The 759-nt window shown below is 51.6% G+C and carries 1 protein-coding gene; it reads right to left on the reverse strand.

Annotated elements, in window-relative coordinates; all coding sequences use genetic code 11:
- Nucleotides 1-74: 74 nt before the first annotated feature.
- A partial coding sequence (locus tag SCI24_RS21400) for an ABC transporter ATP-binding protein (protein WP_318727285.1) occupies nucleotides 75-759 on the reverse strand: 685 nt, incomplete at its 5' end.

Here is a 759-nt window from a genome sequence, read left to right on the forward strand (position 1 = left end):
CAGCGAAAGGGTAACGATGATGAAGCGGGATAAATTATTCCACCAGTCGGCGGCCACTTTGCGCCAGCGCGGTCTCATCGTGTTTTCCCTCCCGGAAAGTTGGATGAGTTTTGGCCTGAATCTACCAACCGGCGTGAAGAGGGCTTGATTACTTCTCCGTCTTTTAAACGGACAGTTCGGGTCAGGCGGTTTTCAATTTCGGGATCATGGGTAATCATTATGATCGTTCGTCCCGCTGCTGCCAGTTTGTCAAAATGGTCATAAACCGATTCTGCTGTTTTCAGATCCAGGTTGCCGGTGGGCTCGTCGGCGATGATAATCGGAGGGTCATTGGCCAGGGCGCGGGCAATTGCAGCGCTCTGCTGCTGCCCGACCGAAACTGAGCCCGGCATTTTATTGGCCAACTGCTCCAGGCCGACCATTTTTAAGAGCATCAGTGCCCGCTCGGGCCGCTCAGCAGGGTCGTAAATATTGCAGAAATCCATCGGCAACAGCACATTTTCTTTTAGCGTCAGCATGGGCAGAAGTTGAAAAAATTGAAATACAACGCCAAGGTTCTTACCGCGCCAGCCGGCCTGCTTGCTTTCAGGCATGGCGTGAATATCAACCCCGCCAATTACCACTTTGCCTCTGCTGGGATGATCGATACCGGTAATCATATTGACCAGGGTAGATTTGCCGCTTCCGGATTTACCGATCACTCCCACGAATTCACCGCGGTAAAAACTGAGATCGATATTTTTCAGGGCCGGATAATCA

The organism is Halomonas sp. (assembly GCF_033549285.1).
Taxonomy (GTDB): domain Bacteria; phylum Pseudomonadota; class Gammaproteobacteria; order Pseudomonadales; family Halomonadaceae; genus Halomonas.